Origin of the sequence: Pontibacter oryzae (assembly GCF_003576375.1) — a bacterium.
Classification (GTDB): Bacteria; Bacteroidota; Bacteroidia; order Cytophagales; family Hymenobacteraceae; genus Pontibacter; species Pontibacter oryzae.
In genome coordinates, this window is record NZ_QWGE01000001.1 from 975,263 (window position 1) to 994,382 (window position 19,120).

The window sequence follows — 19,120 nt, forward strand, 5'->3', positions numbered from 1 at the left end:
TAAAATTAACTCACCAATGCATCCAAAAACAACCCTGCAACTCAGAAGCAGCCATTTTATAGCATACTCGTATCGTTAGTGCACGTTTAATGCGTTATATTAGGAGGCTTAACCCGGGCATTTTTTTGATTACCCATACTTATGTTCGTTTCACACTCATCATTTTGCCGCTTGCCGCTAGCTTTCCTGCTATGCTTCCTGCTGCTTTGCACTGGTGTGTGTCACGCACAAGTTAACTCAAACCAAAGCCAGACCGATACTACCAAACAGTCGTTGAACACGCGTATCATCGAAAACCTCAAGGAGATTTCGAAGCGCAAAACGATTATGGGTAAACTGCTGAACGCGCTACTGGATTTTGACCGTGTGGACGAGGAAGTGTTTGGCCTGGATGCAGAGTTGATCCAGAAGGAGTATGAAAAGCACAATTATAAAATTGTCCGGAACATAGACATACTAACACTAGATGCCTTCGGATACTCAATTAACGACACCTCCCGGGCACCTAAAACATTTCTGGAGAAGGCGGGCAACTCGCTGCATGTAAAAACCGGGCGCGGGCTGATCCGTAATAAACTGCTTTTTGAGAAGGACGAGCCCCTAGAGCCCCTGGCCCTGGTAGAATCGGAGCGTTTGCTGCGCCAGACAAGGCACTTGCTCGATGCACGCATACTTATCAATGAGGAAACCACCACAGACGATAGCGTAGATGTTTTTGTGGTAACCAAGGATATATTCAGTTTGGGAGGCTCCGGCTCCTACTCTCCCTCTTCGGGCCGTGGGCGCGTCACGCTGCGCGAGCTGAACTTCCTGGGCCAGGGCCATTTAATTGAAGGCAGTTATAAGTTTAACCTCGACCGCCCCCGCCCCTGGGAAGCCGCCGGGTACTATACGATAGAGAACATTGGCAAAACCTATATTTCTGCGGATGCGGCTTATGTGGATGAGAACTATTATAAGGAGAAAAGCCTGAACCTGCGCCGCGATTTCTTCTCGCTAAACACCAAGTATGCCGGTGCCGTGGGGGCCAGCTGGATAGAAGAGCGCATCCTGCTCCCGTCCAGCCCGCAAGACACAGTACCCCGCTACGCCACCGCAAACTATACCCGTCAGGATTTATGGCTGGGCCGCTCCCTCAAATTTAAAACATATAACCTAGGCTACGAGCCAAAAGGCCGTGTTATACTTGGCGCCCGCGTCATCAACACAAACTATACGACCGTGCCCACCGAGAACTTTCAGGATAACACCCTGATGTTGGGCAGCGTAGGCTATAGCATCAGGAAGTATTATAAAGACCGATTCATTTTCGGATTTGGCCGTACCGAGGATATTCCGGTTGGCACGCTGTTCTCAGTCACAGGTGGTTATCAGGAAGGCAGCCTTACCGACAGGAAGTACTTTAGCGCCTCGTTTGCGTTTGCCAAGTATAAACCTCATTTCGGCTATCTTTACAGCAAAGCCGGTTACGGCTCATACATCCGCGATGACCGCTGGGAACAGGGCGTGCTCGATGTAGAGACTATGTACATTACCCGCCTGGCCGAGTGGGGAAACTGGAAATTGCGCCACTATTTACTGGGCCGTGCCACATTGGGCATAGACCGCAACCCCGAAGAGCTGCTCTCGATTGATAACGAGAACGGATTACGCGGCTTCCGCTCAGAGCTTGTGCGGGGCACCCGCCGGGCCACCTTTAATTATGAGGCAAACCTGTATACGCCGCTTTCGCTGCTGGGCTTTCGGTTGGCTACCTTTATGTTTGCCGATGTGGCCTGGCTTTCTACGGGTAACCAAAGCTCACCATTTAAAGAGGCTCCATATCGGAGTTACGGCATAGGCTTCCGCTTCCGAAACGAGTACCTCTCCTTCAGCACCATACAGATCACGCTAAGTTATTATCCTAAATTACCAGCTAATGACAACTTGCGCGATTTCAGGATATATGAGTCATCTGCAACGCATTACGACCTCCGCGACTTCCGTTTCACCCGCCCTGACGTGGCGGCATTTTACTAACAGCCTGTATCTTTTTGGCCGTTATTTCGGTTATATGGTAAAGATTAACCAAACGGAGACAAACCCACTATGGAAAAAGTAAGAGAAAAGAACGAATACGAAGGCAACCCGGTAGGCTTATCCAAGGAAACGGCCACAGCTATGGCCAAAGAGCTTGATCGCCACCTGGCTTCTTTTATTGTATTATATCATCAGTACCATAAGCACCATTGGCTGGTAGAAGGCCCACAGTTCCGCGACCTGCACCTGTTTTTTGAAGAGCACTACACCGAGATACACGAACAGTACGATGCCATTGCCGAGCGCCTAACCGTAATGGGCTATTGCCCTACATGCCACCCGGCTAACCAACTAAAAATTGCTTACCTGGAGCACGAAGAGGAAGGCGAGTTCCGTATTCGCGAAATGCTGGAGAAGGACATGAACGACGAGAAAACGATTGCCGTGGAGCTGCGCAAGTCTATAAAAAAAGCCTTTGAGCACGAGGATTTTGCCACAAAATCCTTGCTGGAGGGCATCTTGCTGAAAACAGAAGACCGTTGCCACCACATTGAGCACTTCTTGGGAGAGGACGGCCTCACCATTGGCCTGCTCCATAAACCCGACGACATCATGGAAGATGGCGAAGCTGACGTAAAGCCATCAAAAGGCAAGAAAACCACAGCATCTAAGCAAAAGGCTAAAGCATAATACTTCTAGCCAAGTATAAAGTATAAACCCCGGCAGCGAAAGTTGCTGGGGTTTATACTTTATTTTACTTTCTGATAGATGAGGGCGCCTTTTCTGACTCCAAACCTATTCCCCTCAAAATGCAGCACAAGCAGGCTATCAGTCAGTGTTAATTTTTTGACAGCACGCAAGCGGCTGAGGTACAAGTCTACATCCCATTTTTTCTGGATATCGCTGATGTAATTAGGATAATCAGAGATAGCTTTGACTTTTTTAACTGTTCCGTCTGGCTTATACTTTAGCCTGCCCCAGTACCAGCCGGGCATCTCCGGCGAATCCACAGTGCCATCCATACGGTTTCTGCTTTTAAGCCGGAGTGTGAAAGCAGTCGGTTTTTGTATACTCCTATTGGTGACTTTGCTTGTTTCATCAATCTTTATAAGCTGCCACGTACCTTTAATATGATTTGCACTTTGAGCAATGCCATGCCAACAGCAAATCGTGAGCATACCAAGTATAAGCAGTAACTTCTTCATTACACAATATATAATTTAAGCACCTCATACTTATACTTTTACCAAAATATATAGCTAAAAGCTATTTATCTATTGTTACAACTTTTAAGGCCGCGCTCTTTTTAGTAGATTTGTAGAAGGAGTGCAGCCTCTGTACTTATTACCCCTTAAGCAAAAACACAACATGGTAGATTTAGGCAATTACAACGAGCTGGAGATAGCACGTGAGGTAGACTTTGGCGTATACCTAACCTCTGACGACGGAGACATTCTGCTGCCGGGCAAGTACCTCCCCGAAGGCGCAAAAGTAGGCGATAAGCTGCGCGTATTCGTGTACCGCGACTCCGAGGACCGCATGATTGCCACTACCCTGCAGCCTTACGCCACCATCAACCAGTTTGCCTGCCTAACCTGCACCGACGAAACCCCGTTCGGCGCCTTCTTGGACTGGGGCCTGGAGAAAGACCTGCTGGTGCCGCTTAATAACCAGAAGAACAAAATGCAGGTGGGCCGCAAATACTGCGTGTATGTATACCTTGATGAAAGCTCGGACCGCGTGGTAGCCACCTCTAAACTGGGCAAGTACCTCCACAACGAAGACATTAAGCTTGAGGAAGGCGAAGAAGTGCAGCTGCTGGTTGCCGGCCTAACCGATATCGGCATCAAGGTTATCATTAACGGGGAGTATATGGGTATCCTCTACAAAAACGAGGTTTTCCAGGACCTGCGCATCGGCGATACGGCCACAGGGTACATCAAACTGATCCGCCCCGACAATAAGATCGACGTGACGCTGCGCAAGCCGGGCGTAAACCAGAAAGAAGAAAAAGATGAAGCCGCCGACAAGATCATGCGCTCTTTGGAGCAAGGCAGTGGCTGGATGCCCCTTTCCGATAGTAGCTCGCCAGAAGATATTTACCAGACCCTGGGCATGAGTAAGAAAACCTTTAAACGCGCCATTGGCGGGCTTTACAAAGCAGGCAAGATAACCATTGAACCGGATAGCATCCGCCTGAAAAAATAAGCCGCCGCCTACCTGCACCACCACTAGACCTTAGAACACCCTTTTACACCTAGTATCTCACCTTAAAACAAGCTGCCCCTAAGCAAGGGCGATTGTATGACATGTTTACGAAACTATTACCTTTAGCGCTTCTTCTTTGCCTGTGCGCCGGAGGCACGCAGGCAAACGGTAACAACGATACAGAAGCAGAAAAGAGCAAGCGAAACAAAACAACCAAAGTGGCACGCACCCGGGCTACCCCTATCATTGACGGCATACTGGAGCCTGAGGTATGGCAACAGGTAAACCCGGCAAATAATTTTTTCCGCTACGACCCGCTTAATGGCAAACCTTCGTCGCAGCAGACGGAGGTATACATGCTGTATGACAATGATGCCGTGTACATTGGCGCCTACCTCCACGACACCGCCCCTGACTCGGTGCTGACGCAACTTGGCCAACGCGACTCCGGTGAGAACAACTCCGATATGTTTGGCGTGTACCTGGATACATATAACGATAAGCAAAACGCCTTTGCCTTTTTAATATCCGCTGCTGGCGTGCAAACCGACATTAAATACTCGCAGGGCCGCGAAGACTGGAACTGGGACGCCGTTTGGGAAAGCAGCGTGCGCACCCATGATGGCGGCTGGACAGTGGAAATGCGCATTCCTTACGGAGCTATTCGTTTCCCGAAGGCCGAAGTGCAAACCTGGGGCGTTAACTACATGCGCGTTATCCGTAGAACCCGTGAGAAATCCTATTGGAGCCATGTAGACAATTCCGTGGATGGGCTGATAAACCAGGCAGGTCGCGCCATTGGCATTGATGGGATTGAGTCTCCGGTACGATTACAGTTTATGCCTTATGTATCGGGTTACGTAAACCATGCGCCGGCATCAAACAGTGAAAGCAACCAGAAGTCTACTACGCACTCGATAAATGGAGGCATGGATGTAAAGTATGGCATCAACGACGCGTTTACCCTGGATGTTACCCTGATCCCGGATTTCGGCCAGACCCAATCTGACAATCAAGTCTTAAACCTTGGCCCTTTTGAGGTGAAGTATAGCGAAAACCGCCAATTCTTTACTGAGGGCACTGAGCTTTTCAACAAAGCAGGGCTCTTTTATTCGCGCCGTATCGGGGCTACGCCTGTAGGGCGCGATGCCGTGAAGGATCAGTTGGCGGAGAAAGAAGGTATCACTAAGAATCCCGTGGAAACGCAGTTACTGAATGCTGCCAAAGTATCAGGGCGTACACGCCGTGGCTTGGGCGTCGGTTTATTTAACGCATTTACCGGCAATACTTACGCTACCGTGCAGGACTCTGTAACAGGCGCTACCCGCGAGGTTCTCACGGACCCTTTCAGTAACTACAGCGTTTTTGTACTGGACCAAACTCTGCCACGCAATTCATACTTAACTTTTACTAATACCAACGTAACGCGCACCAATGGCTTTTACGATGCAAACGTAACTGGCCTGCGCATGCGCTTTGCAGATAAACGCAACCTGTTTGCCATGACTGCTGGCGGCAACCTGAGCCAGCTTTACGGCAAGGACGCGGATAATGACCCCGCCACGAACGATGGTACCACGCTTGGGCACCAGTACTTTGTGAATTTGAGCAAGATTAGTGGCAACCTGCAGTATGGCATTAATCACAACGTAGAGTCCAACACCTACGACATAAACGACCTGGGCTTCATCAGCAACAACAATGAGATGAGTACCAGCGCCAGCGTTAGCTATAACTTTTATCAGCCTGTTTGGGAGTTCCTGTCGTGGCGCAACAGCCTGAGCGTGGGCCACAGCATGCTGTATGAGCCTAACGAGTTTATAAAACTGGATTTCGGCGCGAGCACTAACGTGCGCTTTCGCAACTTTATGAGCGCCTACTTAAACGCTGGCATCCGCCCCGGCGACCGCTACGATTATTTTGAGGCCCGCTCATTCCCGCAGGTGTTTGTGCGCCCGCCAGCTCATGATGTAAACGTGGGCATAAGCTCTGACTACCGCAAGCGCTTTGCTCTGGATGCCTCTACCGGCTTCTGGCGCTCCAGCCGATACAACCAGGACAGCTGGTGGCTTAGCCTCTCACCGCGCTTCCGTGTCAACGATAAATTCTCCATCGTGAATGGCAATAGTTTTAAGTCGGAGCAGCACAACATTGGGTATGCCAAAGCCTATGAAAATAAGAAAGCCTTAACGAAGCACATCCTTTTCGGAGACCGCACCATTACTACGGTAAGCACCACTATCAGCAGTGCATACATTTTTAACGAGCGCTCCGGCCTTACCCTTAACATGCGTCACTATTGGTCAAGGGCAGCCTATCAGAAATTCTATGAACTAACGAAGGACGGGTTGCTGCAGCCAATCACCGAGACACAGGAGCAGTATACCTCCAGCGTAAACGGCATTAACTACAATACCTTTAACCTGGATCTAGTATACAGCTGGCGCTTTGCACCTGGCAGCGAACTGCGCGTTGTTTGGAAGAACTTCATCAAAGACGAAAGCAATGAGCTAGAGAACCGCTATTTCGATAACATGTCCAGAACCTTCAGTACGCCGCAGAATAATAATTTCTCCGTGAAGCTGCTATATTTTATAGACTATATATCCCTGAAGAACGTACTTTCTGCGTAAGCAAAACCACTTATGCATAAAGTACGAACCGCATTAATAGCCGGAGCCAGCGGGTTGGTGGGTGGCCACCTGCTCAAGCTGCTTTTAAACAGTGACCGGTATAGCCAGGTAATCTCCGTGGGCCGCCACGAGGTGCCACTTATCCACCCGAAACTGGACCAGCAGGTAGTAGACTTCGACCACCTCCGCAACTATGCCAAAGACCTGGCTGCGGACGACGTTTTCTGCTGCCTGGGCACCACCATTAAGAAAGCCGGTTCTAAAGAAAAGTTTTACAAAGTTGACCATACCTATGTGGTGCAGCTGGCTGAAGTTACGGCACAACGTGGCGCCTCGCAGTTTCTGGTAATCTCCGCTATGGGTGCCGATGCCAGCTCGATGTTTTTTTATAATAAGGTAAAAGGCCAGATGGAGCGCGATGTGCAGAAACAACCATTTAACGCCGTTCATATTTTCAGGCCTTCGCTGCTTCTGGGCGAGCGCGAGGAACAGCGCACCGGCGAGGAACTGGCCAGCAAAATTATGCAGCCGCTCAGCAAACTCATGCTGGGGCCTTTAGCCAAGTATAAACCCATAGAAGCTGAAACCGTGGCCCTAAGCATGCTGCATACCGCCCAGCAAGAAAAAGCCGGTACGCACATTTACCCGTCAGACCAAATTGCCAAACTTTAGCCTGCGCCTGCGCGTATGCTGCTCTCAGCAAGTATAAACGTATGGCCAACCAGCAACTACAGCACATATTCCCGAAAGCCTTGCACTACGACCCGGACTGGGTGCGCCGCCACTCCATGGGCGAAAACGTACTCTTCAACCTCGAAAGCCTGACCAACTCCCTGGAGCTGAAGCCAGGCATGCGAGTGCTGGACCTGGGTTGTGGCAAGGCCATTAGTTCCATTTTTCTGGCAAAGGAGTTTGGCGTAACCGTATATGCCGTGGATGAGGCCGTATCGGCCAGCGATAACTATCAGCGCATTTGCGATGCCGGCTGCGCCGATAGCGTTATACCGCTAGAGGCTGATGCGCGGGCCCTGCCATTTGCGGAGGAGTTTTTCGATGCGGTGATTGTGGTAGACTCTTATACTTACTTCGGCACCGACGAGAAGTACCTGCCCTACATTTGCCGCTTTATAAAGCCCGATGGCTGCCTTGCTATTGTGGATGTATGCTTTACCCACGAGATAGACTCTCTGGAGCAGGTCCCGGACTTTTTGCGCGGCGATTACCAAAACTACTGGTATTTTATACATACCATAGCCTGGTGGCGCAAGCTCTGGGAGAAGACCGGACTGGTACATATTGAGGCTGCCGAGGAACTGGCCGAGGCGCAGCTGGTGCGTGAGCATTACGTCCGGGACTACGAGCAGAAGGAAGAGCCCGATGCCTTTGCCAAAGCCCTACAGCATGACGAACAGGGCTTTATCTCGTTTTTTAAGCTGATAGGCCGCCGCTCCAAAAAAACGGTGTACCTCCAGAGCTATAAATCCGATAGCAAAAAGTAGGCTGGCGAGCACAATATTGCCGAAAGTATACGTTAGAACTTGTAATTTTGCACCCTCGGCAGCACGGGTTTTGCCCACACATACTGCCTAATTTTATACTTATTAACAGATGAAGCTTTTTACTAAGATTACTTTTTTGCTCGCCTTTATACTTGGCGCAGCAGTTAGCACACAGGCCCAGAGCGGCTATACTACCGGAATCGGTTTAAGGGGCGGTGCCGCCTCAGGTATCACTCTTAAGCACTTTATTAAAAGCGATGCCGCTATTGAAGGTATCCTTAGCACCAGCTTTAAGTACAGAGGCACGGTAATTACTGTTTTGTACGAGAAACATGCGCAGGCATTTGATGCCCGTGGCTTGCAGTGGTACTATGGCTTAGGCGGCCACGTTGGCTTCTGGGATGGCCACGACTATTACGACCACGGCCACAAGCACTACGACGATAAAGTGGTAGGCCTTGGCGTGGACGCCATACTTGGCCTGGAGTACTACATCCGTGACATTCCGTTTACCATCGGTGCCGACGTGAAGCCATACTTCAACATCCCGCGCGGTGGTGGTTACTGGGATACTGCCTTGCACGTAAGGTATGTGTTCTAGCCTATAAGTTGATCATCATAAAAACGGGCCGCTGTTATACATTAATGGCGGCCCGTTTGTTTTTATACCAAGTATAAAAACCTCTCCCAAGTATTAAAAATAGCCTATTTACTTAATTAGGACAATTATAAATTAGTACAAAAACTATACTTTTACCCAACCAACTTTTTCTGCCTGAAGTATAAGCATTATATACCTTTATGTTTAATCTAAACAGATAGAACTATGGAAGCGACATGCAATCACTGCACCCACTGGGAGCAGGACCCAAATAAAGTACAAATTCAGAATAAAAACTTTGGCGTTTGCGACGAACTGACAGGCCAGCATGCATTAGAACCAGCTTATGTGCTGCCATTGGTGCACGAAGGCGTTGAGGATACCAAACCAAAGCAATTTGAAATGATTACCGGCGCCATGTTTGGCTGCAACCACTTTAGCGAAAAGAAAGGCTGGGCATAGAAACCCCGGCACAAGTATAAAAAGAGGCTTTGCTACACACAGCAAAGCCTCTTTTTTCATGTATCAGCTATAAGCAGCAAGCTTGCTGCCATAAGTATAAACGTTTGCCTAAAAAGAAATATGCAGCAGCGCATCGCCCTGGTTCACCACAGGCATGTTCTGCAAGCCGATCACATAGCCTGCGGCCGGGGAGTTTAGCCGTACTTCCATTTCGCCGTATGGGTCTGTTATGCTGCCAATGTATTGGTTCTTTTTCACGTACTCGCCAATTTTCACGAACGTGCGCCATAAACCTGCATTCTTGGCGCGCACCCATACATCTTTCATGCACACCACGGTTGGCTCTGTCGGGTCGGTGAAGCTGGCCATCATACCCAGGTGGTGCAATACGCGGCACGTCCCTTCAATACCCATGTTTATGCCTTTCTCATCAAACCGCAACGACTCGCCGGTTTCATACACTAGGATGGATTTGCCAAGTTTACCAGCCTCCTTCCGTAAAGAGCCTTGCCGGTAAGGCGCATTCATGATAAAGGGCGGCGCGAAAGCCCGGGCAAGCTCAGCATTCTTAGGGTTACTAAGCACACAGCGTATCTGCGGATAGTTTGCGCGGCTCGCGCCACCCGTATGGAAATCCAGGCCGTAATCCACGTAGGGCATTACCTCTTTCATGAAGCGATGTGCCACGCGGCTGGCTAGCGAGCCGGTTCTGTTCCCCGGGAAACTCCGGTTCACGTCCTTGCCGTCCGGCACTTCCCTCGAAAAGTTCAGGAAGCCGTAGATGTTTAGCACAGGCACCGCAATTATAGTCCCTTTGAGCGGATACAGCATTTTACGGGAAAGCATGCGCCGGATAATCTCTGTGCCGTTTACCTCGTCGCCGTGCATGCCTGCCATCAGCAACACCACAGGTCCATCGTGCACCGAGCGGTACACATACACCGGAATATCGATTACGGTACCGCTGGGCAGCTTGCTTATAACCAGCTTCGTCAGGACTTTCTCGCCACGGTCAATGCTTTGGCCGTTAATTACAATCGTCTCTGGCATGCTACTCTTTTACCTGCTTCTTTGGGCGCTGCTTTACGGCCAAGCCCTCCACATACTCTACTATTTTCCCGGCTATATCTTTGTTTGTTGCCTTCTCGATGCCTTCTAAGCCCGGCGAGGAGTTTACCTCCAGGATCAGCGGGCCGCGCTTGGACTGCAGCATGTCTACGCCGGCAATTCCCAAGCCCAGCGATTTGGCGGCAAGCAGTGCGGCTGCTTTCTCCTGGCGGGTAAGCTTAATGAGTTGGGCTCTGCCCCCACGGTGCAGGTTAGAGCGGAACTCGCCCTCCTTGCCCTGGCGCTTCATGGCACCCACTACCTCGCCGTTCACTACAAATGCCCGGATATCGGCGCCGCCAGCCTCTGCAATAAACTCCTGCACAATAATGCGCGCCTTCAGGTTATGGAACGCCTCAATAACCGACTCAGCAGCCTTGCGGGTTTCGGCCAGCACTACGCCCAAGCCCTGCGTGCCTTCTAGCAGCTTAATTACCAGCGGCGCGCCGCCAACCTCTTTTACCAGCCCCGATGTTTCCTTGGAGTAGTTGGTGAAGGCCGTTTTAGGCATGCCCAAACCTGCACGGCTCAGGATCTGTAGCGAGCGCAGCTTATCCCGCGAGCGCACAATGGCCTGCGAGTCTACGGCGCTTTTCACCTTCATCATCTCAAACTGGCGCACCACCGCAGTGCCGTAAAACGTAACCGACGCACCAATGCGAGGTATAACCGCATCGATCTCGCTCAGGCGCTCGCCTTTGTACAGAATGTGCGGGTCGCCTTGCTCGATCACCAGGTCGCAGCGCAGGTGGTCCAAAATAATGGCCTCGTGCCCCCGTTGCTCCACAGCCTCTACCAGGCGGCGGGTAGAGTATAACTTAGGGTTACGGGAGAGTATAGCAATTTTCATAAAATGCTTTTTTATATCTGATTGTTTCTGATCTTATACTTGTGCGCCAGGTTTTTCCGGGCTACATCCACTATAAAGCGGCCTTTCAGCAATTTGCGGCCCAGCAGCACAGGGTACTTCATGTCGCTGCGGTCCGAGAGCGAAAAGTCGGCCTCAATCTCTTCCTCAAAAAGCTTGATCTTGGTACGGATAACGAAGCGCTCCTGCTTCTCTCCTATCGAACTTTTTATCTCGCGCAACTCATACTCTGTAAACTCCAGCTTTTTGTGGTTATACTGCGGATGCGAAGGGTCCAGCAGGTCCAGGCAAATAACTTTGGTACCATCGGGGCGCACCTCCTCGTGTATGTCTGAGCAATGTATGGCCGAGGTGTAGGCGCCGGTGTCAACTTTGGCCTCTATCTCCTCAATATCCAGCCCCGGAAAAGAGACCAGTTCGCGCCGCCCGATCAGCAGCTTCTCGTGCTTGGGTTTATTTGTGTTTTCCTCTTTCATTAGCGGCTAAAGATAGATTTTTAATTACGAATAACGAATGGCTGCCTATGAAATAGCAAAAGTATAAACCGGCAATTTTGGTTCATTGCCGGTTTATACTTTTATACTTTGTTTGCCTAGGTGTTTGCCTTCGCTTATTTTGTGTAGGTGATGCGGTAGATCGCATCGTTTTTATCGTCAGATACCAGCAGCGACCCGTCTTTCATCACCAGCACATCCACGGGGCGGCCCCAGTCCTTTTCGCCTTGTAACCAGCCTTCTGCAAATGGTTTATACTCCGTTACGCCGCCACTGCCATCGGTAGTGGCCTGCATCAGGCGGTAGCCAATTTTGCTCGAACGGTTCCAGGAGCCGTGCTCTGCAATCAGGATCGTGTTTTTATACTCCGCCGGGAACATGCTGCCAGTATAGAATTTCATGCCCAGGGCAGCACCGTGCGGGCTCAGGTTCTTAACGGGCTGCACAAACTCGCTGCAGTCGCGCTGCTTGCCAAACTCCGGGTCGGAAATGGTGCCGGCGTGGCAATACGGGTAGCCAAAGTGCTGGCCTTTTTTGGTGGCGCGGTTCAGTTCATCAGGCGGCATGTTATCGCCCAGCATGTCGCGGCCATTGTCCGTGAAGTATAAATCTTTGGTGTCGGGGTGCCAGGCAAAGCCAACGGTGTTGCGCACGCCTTCGGCGTATACTTCCAGGCCGGTGCCATCGGGGTTCATGCGTGCAATGCTGGCGTAAATCGGCTTCTCAGACTTGCAGATGTTGCAGGGCGCGCCAACCGGCACATACAGTTTATCGTCGGGGCCAAAGGCTATATACTTCCAGCCGTGGTGCGCATCGCTTGGGAACTGGTCGTTTACCACCTCATACTTTGGTTTGTTACGGAAGCTCTGCTCGATGTTCGGGTATTTAAGCACGCGGTTGATCTCGGCTACATACAGGTCGCCGTTGCGGATGGCTACGCCGTTCGGAGAGTTAAGGCCGGAGGCCACTTCCACCACCTCATCGGCTTTGCCATCCTGGTTCTCGTCGATTACGGCAAATACCTTGTCGTTGCTGCGGGTGCCAACAAACAGGATCCCGGACTCGCTCATGGCCATGGATCGGGCATTCTTCACATCTTTTGCATAGTAATCGATGCGGAAGCCATCGGGCAGCTTAATAGGCTGCAGGTCTTTGTCGATCGGGCCCGTCGGGATATTGGTTGCGCCGGTTTCGGTGTCAGCGGCTTGAGTTGTATTGGAGGCTGTTTCTTCGTTGGCCTCGCCGGTGGAGCAGCCTGTGCTGAAAGCCGAAAGGGTTAAACCAAGGCATAGCAGGCGCAGCGATTTTCTCATGGTTGCGATAATTAAAACTCAGAATTATAGATGCAAATAAAGGGGAACAGCCGCGCGGGCTGCATCGCCTTCGGACTCTAAGGTACGTATACTCCAACAGAAGCACAATGTTTGATGCGCATGCGGGGTTGGCAGTATGGCAAAGTATAAATCAGTTGGCTGGGCTTTTGTTTTTTCTTTTCTGCTATGGATGGCTGTGCCAGCCTGTGCTCAGGACCCGGACTCGCTAGCCCTGCAACGCCTAGAGCATAATAAGACCTCGGGAGCAGAATCAGTTAGGAACCTTGCCCTGCTGCTACAGCAGGCACTGCAACAAACCAACTTCGACCCGGTTAGCCCGCATGTGGTGGATAAGCTGGTGTACGACAAAATGTTGCTTGTGGGGCCGCTGCCCGTGCAGGAGGCATTGGTACTTTACATGCCAAGCGAGATGCAGTTTGATATGCAGAAAGACTTTAGCCGCGTGCTGCAGGATGGCATGGCCCTGGAGATAACATGGCCAGGCATAGCGCTTAAAGGTATACTTGCAGATACCACTTCGCCGCACAACGCTTTAATTTTCCCGGTTAAGCTTACACTTTCCTCGCCAGGCATACCGGACTTTCAGCTACAGTTCAGAGCCGCCCGCCTCGATGGCCGCTTTTATTTTATGCCGCCGCTATACATCGTGAACGAGGACCTGGATTAGGAACCACATGCTCGAAGAAGAGTAGCTCAAGCCTATATTTTATACTTTGATCTTATTTGGGGCAGCGCATCACTTTCCGGCGCGCTTTGCGTGGAGCATATCTGCTACTTCCTGCAACAGGTTGGAGTGGCCGGCTTTAAGTACAACCAGCTCACCTTGATTGAGGGCATCGATAAACACCGCCACACGCTTCGGGGAGATAATCTCATCATACTCACCCAGGAACATGGTTCCGGGCACTTTATTCGTGTTCAGCAGTTTCACAATCTTCCGGATATCAAAATTGAGGTCGCGAAAGCCAATCCAGCTGCGGTAGATGCGCAGGCGCTTCGGGGTGCTGTCCATTTGGAAGTGGGCAAAACGGATTAGACTTTTATGCACCAGGTTATACTTGTTCAGCACCTGCAGCATCTTGAAAAAAGCCTCTGGTTTCAATACCGTGCGTTTAAAAAGCTGTTGCAGCCAGCCCGGGTACGTGGCAATGTTATACCAAAAGCTGGTTTTGATGCCGTCCGGTGCAATCAGGAAAAGCTCCTCGATATGCTGCGGCATTTGCTCCACTAACGTAAGTGCAAACTTGCCGCCCATGCTAAAGCCCATCAGCGAGAAACGCGCAATTCCCTTTTTTTCAAGAAAGTGATTGATAAACCCAGCTAGAAATTCCTTAGTGAGCGGCATGTCGTGCTTGTGCAACTGGCTACGGCCATGGAAGAACAGGTCGAAGGCGTAGATGGTGTAGTCGTCGCCCAGGGCCTTTTCCATAGGCAGGTAGTAGCTGCTGCTCTGCCCATACCCATGAAAGGCAAGCAGCACGCGCTTTCCTTTCCCGATAACGCGGTAATGCAACTTTGACCTATTCTGTATGAGAAACGGCACGGCTTTAATGTTAAAAAATTTAGATGTTAGCAGGTTAGAAAATTATTCGCCAGGAAGTATAAAGTGTTTCATCTGAAAGTATGAAAATGAACACAGGTCAAGTATAAGCCCTGCCTCCATCACTTTCTAACTTCCAAACGTTCTAACCCTCCAACTTCTTAAAGCCTTGATACACCACCCGACACGATGAATTTCATCACCTCCGAGCTTGGCAGGTCAAGATAGGTAACGTTGCGTTTGGGGATCAGGAAAAGCTCGCCGGAGAAGTTGTAGGAGTGCGGAAAGTATACTGCCACCTTATCCTCGATGTTTATCTGCTGCAAACTATCCTGCGTAACAAAGCCCAGTTTGTAGTTTTCAGAGTCTTCGGTCATTTTCACCATCACGGGCTTGTTAAACTTTTGGTTATCGCCCACAAAGGCATCAAAGAGGTCTTTTATACTTGAGTAGATGATGCTGACAAGCGGTACTTTATGCAGTATACGCTCGGTAACTACAATAAAAGGCTTCACAAAGAACGACGAGCCGATAAAGCCCACAATTGTGAGCAGAATCACCATCAGTAAAATGCCTAGGCCGGGTATGCCCAAGTCAAACATGCTGTTGAGCCAATCAATAATGCCCACAATGATAAATACCGTAATGGCGAATGGGGCAATGATCAGGAGTCCGTTTACAAAGTAGCGGAAAAGGGTTTTCATGATATTCAGTGCATAAAAAAAGGCCTTGCCTAAGCAAAGCCTAAATTAGCAAAAGGTTTTTATAGTGTATCGCTAATATTTATACTTGCTCTGCCTCGAGGGCGCTTATACTTGCTGCTACCTGTTCCATTAGCCACATGGGCGTAGAGGTAGCACCACAGATCCCGACGCTGCTGGCGTGGGCAAACCACTCTTCTTGCAGTTCCTCTTCGTTCTCCACGAAGTAGCTGTTTGGGTTGTGCTGCTTACATACGCTGTAAAGGGCTTTTCCGTTGGAGCTTTTCTTGCCGCTCACAAACACTATTACATCGTGCTCGGTCGAGAATTTGGCTAGCTGTGGCTCGCGGTTGGATACCTGACGGCAGATGCTATCGTTGGCATCGAAGGCCGGTGCCTCGGTGCCGGCTGGCGTGGCCTGCTGCAAGCGCTCCTCTATCAGGGATTTGATATGGTAAAAGCCTTTGGTGCTTTTGGTGGTCTGGCTGAAAAGCGTGACCGGGCGCGTAAAGTCTATCTTGGCAAGGTCCTCCTCGGTGGTTACAATAATGGCTTCGTCGCGGGTCTGGCCGGCAAGGCCTATTACCTCGGCGTGGCCCACCTGGCCGTAGATTACGACCTGCGCATTGTCTGGCAGGCCTTTATCGAAAGCGTGTTTTACGCGGTTCTGCAGCTTTAACACCACCGGGCAGGAAGCGTCGATCAGCTCGATGTTGTTCTCCAGCGCCAGCTTATACGTTTCCGGCGGCTCGCCGTGCGCGCGTATCAGCACTTTGCAATCGTGCAGCTCTTTTAGCTGGTCGCGGTCAATAATGCGGAGGCCTTTTTCGTAGAGGCGGTTCACCTCCATGCTGTTATGCACGATATCGCCCAGGCAGTAAAGTTCCTGGCAACTTTCCATTTCATCCTCGGCCATCTGAATGGCAAACTCCACCCCAAAACAATAGCCGGAATTCTTATCTATGGTTACGTTCATTGTTTCTTGCTTCAGTTCTCTAGCTCAGCGAATTCTTTTTTAAGGAGCTGCGATGTTACGCGCTCCAGCACAAACTCTACCTGCTCGTCAATGGTCATGTGGGTAGTGTCCAGCAGGTGCGCATCCTCGGCGCGGCGCAGCGGGCTTTCGGTGCGGGTAGAGTCTATAAGGTCGCGCTTCAGCAGGTTCTCCCGGATCTCATCTAGGTTTACCAGTTGTTTTTTCTCCAGCAGCTCCACCTGGCGGCGCTTGGTGCGTGTATCCACATCCGCTGTCATAAAGATCTTCACTTCGGCATCCGGGAACACAGCAGTGCCAATATCACGGCCATCCATTACCACGCCACGTTTTTTGCCCATCTTTTGCTGCTGGGCCACCATGGCGTGCCGCACTTCCGCAATTATGCTTACCTCGCTCACCTGGTCAGACACATACATCTTTCTGATCTCATCTTCAACATTCAGGCCATTCAGGTATACTTCGTTGCGCTTTGTTTTAGAGTTGTAATGAAACTCTACTTCGATATGATCAAGGGCGTCCTTTATTTCCTTCGGGTTGGTGAAAGATATGTGGTGTTCCAGAAAGTATAATGTAACCGCACGGTACATAGCCCCGGTATCTATGTAAGCATAACCAAGTTCTGCAGCCACTAATTTGGCCGTGGTGCTTTTACCGCATGAGGAGTACCCATCGAGCGCGATTACAATTTTCTTCATAACAGAGGGAAATCAGAAAAGGAAATTAATTTGAGTCGCAAGGGCAAGGCTGTTTACCTCGCTTGCTTTTTTTAAGGTATTTAGCCGTTTTCCGTTGCTGTGGTGTTTTGCTGGAGCAACCTGCCAGCGTGCCGGTGGCCAGAAAACCCGCTAAAACGATATATGAAATTATCTTTCTCAAAACGACTGAATTTAATGCAAATATAAAGTAATTTACCGGTTTAGGCCGCAAATTGCAGGCAATTTAAGAACAAACCCCCAGTAGCATGCATACCGAATTTTCCGTTTCCGGACGAATCATAGACATACATAGCAAGACAATTTACGAAGGCACGGTCCATGTGTCAAACGGGCGCATTTCCAAAATAGTTCGTGAGGCAACCGATAGTGCGCAGTACATTTTGCCTGGTTTTATTGATGCCCACGTGCATGTGGAAAGCTCCATGCTAGTGCCCTGCGAGTTTGCCCGCCTGGCCGTGCCGCACGGCACCGTGGCCACTATCTCGGACCCGCACGAAATTGGCAACGTGCTAGGCCTGGAGGGCGTGGAGTACATGGTGGAGAATGGCAAAAAAGTGCCGCTCAAGTTTTACTTCGGTGCCCCCTCGTGTGTACCTGCCACCCCTTTCGAGACGGCCGGCGCAGAAATAACGGCTGCTGACATCGAGAAATTATTCCAGCGCGACGAAATTAAGTACCTGGCCGAGATGATGAACTGGCCTGGCGTACTAAACCGCGACCCGCAGGTGATGGAGAAAATAGAGCTGGCCAAGAAGTATGGCAAAGCCGTTGACGGGCACGCTCCTGGCCTAATGGGCGAGCAGGCAAAACTGTACGCCTCTGCCGGTATCACCACCGACCACGAATGCTTTACCGCCGAGGAAGCGCTGGATAAGCTGGCCGTTGGCATGAAAATCCTGATCCGGGAAGGCAGCGCCGCCAAAAACTTTGAGGCACTTATTCCGCTGCTGCCCGAGCATTACCAGAACATCATGTTCTGCTCCGACGATAAGCACCCCGATAACCTAGTAGAAGGCCATATCAACCTGCTTGTGAAGCGCGCACTGGCCAAAGGCAACGACTTGTTTCATGTGTTACAGGCCGCCTGCGTTAACCCCGTAGAGCATTATAAACTGGAGGTAGGCTTGCTTCGCGAGGGCGATGCGGCAGATTTTATACTTATAGATAACCCGGAGAACTTCAACGTACTGGCAACCTATATCAACGGGGAACTGGTAGCTGAGCAGGGCACATCCAAAATCACCTTCAGCCCAAGCGAAGAGATCAACAACTTCGATACGGATGCCAAAGTGGCGCAGCAGTTTGAGGTGCCGGTTGGCGATGCGCACAAAATCCGGGTGATTGAGGCCTTTGACGGGCAGTTGATCACCAAGCAGGCTTGGGCCACACCAAAGGTGCACAATGGCTTTGTGGAGTCGGATGTGGCGCAGGATATCCTGAAGATTGCCGTTATTAACCGCTACGAGAACACTATTCCGGCTGTGGCCTTCATCAAAAATGTGGGCTTAAAAGAGGGAGCCATCGCCTCATCGGTTGGCCACGACTCACATAACATTATTGCCGTAGGTGTGGATGATGAAAGTATAGCACAGGCTGTTAACCTGATTATCGGGGCAAAAGGTGGCGTGGCTGCCGTGGGCATGGGCAAGGAGCAGTTACTGCCTTTGCCGGTGGCTGGCATTATGTCTGCCGAAGACGGTTACCAGGTAGCTGAAAAGTATGCCGCCATTGACCGTATGAGCAAGGAAATGGGCAGCACGCTGGAGTCGCCGTTCATGACACTTTCTTTTATGGCGCTGCTTGTTATCCCATCGCTCAAACTCAGCGACAAAGGCCTTTTTAACGGGGATAGTTTTGAATTTGTGCCAGTAGCAGAGTAAGCATAAAGTACACGCTGGAATTTAAACACGGTTATAAATGAGAAGAGGCAGCTCCAAATTT

At 50.4% G+C, this 19,120-nt stretch carries 19 protein-coding genes; 10 read left to right on the top strand and 9 right to left on the bottom strand.

Annotation, left to right across the window (positions count from 1 at the left end; translation table 11 throughout):
- Positions 1–141: 141 nt before the first annotated feature.
- A complete protein-coding gene (locus tag D1627_RS04000) occupies positions 142–2,019 on the top strand; it encodes a BamA/TamA family outer membrane protein (protein ID WP_119430889.1) in 1,878 nt (625 codons plus the stop codon).
- 69 nt (positions 2,020–2,088) lie between these two features.
- Positions 2,089–2,709, top strand: coding sequence for a Dps family protein (locus D1627_RS04005; protein ID WP_119430890.1), 621 nt, complete (start codon positions 2,089–2,091; stop codon positions 2,707–2,709).
- 59 nt (positions 2,710–2,768) lie between these two features.
- Here the strand turns inward: D1627_RS04005 and D1627_RS18265 are convergent, their stop codons facing one another.
- On the bottom strand, positions 2,769–3,041 hold the full coding sequence (locus D1627_RS18265) for a hypothetical protein (protein ID WP_147383203.1): 273 nt from the start codon (positions 3,039–3,041) through the stop codon (positions 2,769–2,771).
- A 346-nt stretch (positions 3,042–3,387) separates the two neighbouring features.
- On the opposite strand from D1627_RS18265, the gene D1627_RS04015 reads away from it, so the two are divergent.
- The 6 genes from D1627_RS04015 (at position 3,388) to D1627_RS04040 (ending at position 9,422) form a co-directional block, all read left to right on the top strand.
- A complete protein-coding gene (locus D1627_RS04015) occupies positions 3,388–4,227 on the top strand; it encodes a CvfB family protein (RefSeq protein ID WP_119430892.1) in 840 nt (279 codons plus the stop codon).
- A 101-nt stretch (positions 4,228–4,328) separates the two neighbouring features.
- Positions 4,329–6,860 carry a DUF5916 domain-containing protein gene (locus D1627_RS04020; RefSeq protein ID WP_119430893.1) on the top strand — a complete coding sequence of 844 codons (2,532 nt, stop codon included), beginning with the start codon at positions 4,329–4,331 and terminating at the stop codon, positions 6,858–6,860.
- Between the two features lie 12 nt (positions 6,861–6,872).
- Positions 6,873–7,532, top strand: coding sequence for an oxidoreductase (locus tag D1627_RS04025; protein WP_119430894.1), 660 nt, complete (start codon positions 6,873–6,875; stop codon positions 7,530–7,532).
- Positions 7,533–7,573: 41 nt separating this feature from the next.
- Positions 7,574–8,359: an SAM-dependent methyltransferase gene (locus D1627_RS04030; protein ID WP_119430895.1), complete on the top strand. Its 786-nt coding sequence runs from the start codon at positions 7,574–7,576 to the stop codon at positions 8,357–8,359.
- 109 nt (positions 8,360–8,468) lie between these two features.
- Entirely contained in the window at positions 8,469–8,960 is a 492-nt protein-coding gene (locus D1627_RS04035; RefSeq protein WP_119430896.1) for a hypothetical protein, read from the top strand.
- Between the two features lie 225 nt (positions 8,961–9,185).
- The gene (locus D1627_RS04040) at positions 9,186–9,422 is read left to right on the top strand and encodes a hypothetical protein (protein ID WP_119430897.1); all 237 of its coding nucleotides are present in this window, start codon (positions 9,186–9,188) and stop codon (positions 9,420–9,422) included.
- A 108-nt stretch (positions 9,423–9,530) separates the two neighbouring features.
- On the opposite strand, the gene D1627_RS04045 is transcribed toward D1627_RS04040, so the two are convergent.
- The 4 genes from D1627_RS04045 to D1627_RS04060 all read right to left on the bottom strand — a co-directional run bounded on the left by D1627_RS04045 (position 9,531) and on the right by D1627_RS04060 (position 13,204).
- On the bottom strand, positions 9,531–10,472 hold the full coding sequence (locus D1627_RS04045) for a succinylglutamate desuccinylase/aspartoacylase family protein (RefSeq protein WP_119430898.1): 942 nt from the start codon (positions 10,470–10,472) through the stop codon (positions 9,531–9,533).
- A 1-nt stretch (position 10,473) separates the two neighbouring features.
- Positions 10,474–11,379, bottom strand: a complete 906-nt coding sequence (gene rimK / locus D1627_RS04050) for a 30S ribosomal protein S6--L-glutamate ligase (RefSeq protein WP_119430899.1) — start codon at positions 11,377–11,379, stop codon at positions 10,474–10,476.
- 11 nt (positions 11,380–11,390) lie between these two features.
- The gene (locus D1627_RS04055) at positions 11,391–11,873 is read right to left on the bottom strand and encodes an ATP-dependent zinc protease family protein (protein WP_119430900.1); all 483 of its coding nucleotides are present in this window, start codon (positions 11,871–11,873) and stop codon (positions 11,391–11,393) included.
- A gap of 134 nt (positions 11,874–12,007) precedes the next feature.
- Positions 12,008–13,204, bottom strand: coding sequence for a PQQ-dependent sugar dehydrogenase (locus tag D1627_RS04060; RefSeq protein WP_119430901.1), 1,197 nt, complete (start codon positions 13,202–13,204; stop codon positions 12,008–12,010).
- Positions 13,205–13,340: 136 nt separating this feature from the next.
- Between D1627_RS04060 and D1627_RS04065 the strand changes: the two genes are divergently transcribed.
- Positions 13,341–13,892 (top strand): hypothetical protein, encoded by a 552-nt coding sequence (locus D1627_RS04065; protein ID WP_119430902.1) that lies wholly within the window; start codon positions 13,341–13,343, stop codon positions 13,890–13,892.
- Positions 13,893–13,961: 69 nt separating this feature from the next.
- Here D1627_RS04065 and D1627_RS04070 read toward each other — a convergent pair whose 3' ends face one another.
- The 4 genes from D1627_RS04070 to cmk form a co-directional block, all read right to left on the bottom strand.
- Positions 13,962–14,768, bottom strand: coding sequence for an alpha/beta fold hydrolase (locus tag D1627_RS04070; RefSeq protein ID WP_119430903.1), 807 nt, complete (start codon positions 14,766–14,768; stop codon positions 13,962–13,964).
- A 158-nt stretch (positions 14,769–14,926) separates the two neighbouring features.
- Positions 14,927–15,469: a DUF502 domain-containing protein gene (locus D1627_RS04075; protein ID WP_119430904.1), complete on the bottom strand. Its 543-nt coding sequence runs from the start codon at positions 15,467–15,469 to the stop codon at positions 14,927–14,929.
- Positions 15,470–15,548: 79 nt separating this feature from the next.
- Positions 15,549–16,442 carry a 4-hydroxy-3-methylbut-2-enyl diphosphate reductase gene (locus D1627_RS04080; protein ID WP_119430905.1) on the bottom strand — a complete coding sequence of 298 codons (894 nt, stop codon included), beginning with the start codon at positions 16,440–16,442 and terminating at the stop codon, positions 15,549–15,551.
- Positions 16,443–16,453: 11 nt separating this feature from the next.
- On the bottom strand, positions 16,454–17,158 hold the full coding sequence (gene cmk / locus D1627_RS04085) for a (d)CMP kinase (protein WP_119430906.1): 705 nt from the start codon (positions 17,156–17,158) through the stop codon (positions 16,454–16,456).
- A gap of 266 nt (positions 17,159–17,424) precedes the next feature.
- Between cmk and ade the strand changes: the two genes are divergently transcribed.
- Complete coding sequence (ade, locus tag D1627_RS04090) at positions 17,425–19,059, top strand: adenine deaminase (RefSeq protein ID WP_119430907.1); 1,635 nt, start codon at positions 17,425–17,427, stop codon at positions 19,057–19,059.
- The last annotated feature ends 61 nt before the right edge of the window (positions 19,060–19,120 follow it).